Below are 973 nucleotides of genomic sequence, written 5' to 3'. Positions count from 1 at the left end.
CGGGGCCGTCGTGGTGGCGGGCGGGACGGGCGTCGGGACTTCGGGGTCGGCGCTCGAGATCGCCGGCAGGGCGATCGTCACGGCGCCGGCACCGGTCGCCGTGGCTATCGCCAGCGCCGCCCGCAGGCTTTTTCGACGCGTCGAGTTGGGTTCCACCTGCTCCATGGCGACGAACCTACCGTGTTACCGCTGTGACGCAAGGAGACTTGTCGACAATTGCGGTGCCGTTGTGCCGATGTTGCCGATGCGCAACCCGCCCCGCCGGCGACCCCGAATTGCCCACTGTCACTTCGCCGCCGGATGGTTCGCCGGAGATGTCGCCGGATGCGCCGCCGGATACAAGGCCACCTCGTGCGCCTTCACCGAAAACCACACCCGCTGCCCGGGCGCCAGCCGCAGCTCCGCCGCCGCGTCGGCGGTGATCTCCGCGGCCAGGCCGGGGGCGCCGTCGGGTTGCTGCTCGCCGCGCACCAACACCGCGGACCCGCGGACGTCCATCTCCGCCACCGTCACCTCGACCATGTTGCGCGGGCTGCCATGCGGTTGCTTCCGGTAGACGGCCACCGCGGTGGGCGGGAAGACCGCGATGGCGGTCCGCCCCACGGCGAGCTCGGCACTCCCCCGCTGCGCCGGCGCCGCGTGCCAGCGCGCGCCCGAACGCGCGTGCAGCGAGGCGTCGGCGGCGACGGTCCCGTTGATCAGGTTGATGCCCGCGATGCGGGCCCCGAAGTGACTGCGCGGGGCGGTGAGCACGTCGGCGACCGGGCCGATCTCGGCGATCCGGCCGGCCTCGAGCACCAGCACCCGATCGGCCAGGGTGACCACGTCGAGCAGGTCGTGCGTGATCAGCACGACCGCGCAGCCGGTGCGGCCGACCGCACCCCGCAGCACCGCACGAATCGACGCGGCCGCGGCGACGTCCAGACCGGTCAGCGGCTCGTCGAGCAGCAGCGCGTCCGGCTCGGCGGCCAGC

At 73.5% G+C, this 973-nt stretch carries 1 protein-coding gene and 1 pseudogene; both read right to left on the bottom strand.

Going from position 1 to position 973, the window contains the following annotated elements; genetic code table 11:
• Positions 1-165: pseudogene (locus tag HMPREF0591_RS31805) on the bottom strand (APA family fibronectin-binding glycoprotein); the annotation flags it as partial.
• Positions 166-285: 120 nt separating this feature from the next.
• A partial coding sequence (locus tag HMPREF0591_RS29945; RefSeq protein WP_007172645.1) for a TOBE domain-containing protein occupies positions 286-973 on the bottom strand: 688 nt, incomplete at its 5' end.

Origin of the sequence: Mycobacterium parascrofulaceum ATCC BAA-614 (assembly GCF_000164135.1) — a bacterium.
Classification (GTDB): Bacteria; Actinomycetota; Actinomycetes; order Mycobacteriales; family Mycobacteriaceae; genus Mycobacterium; species Mycobacterium parascrofulaceum.
The sequence above is the reverse complement of the archived record's forward strand: the minus strand, read 5'-3'. Positions and strand labels throughout refer to the sequence as shown.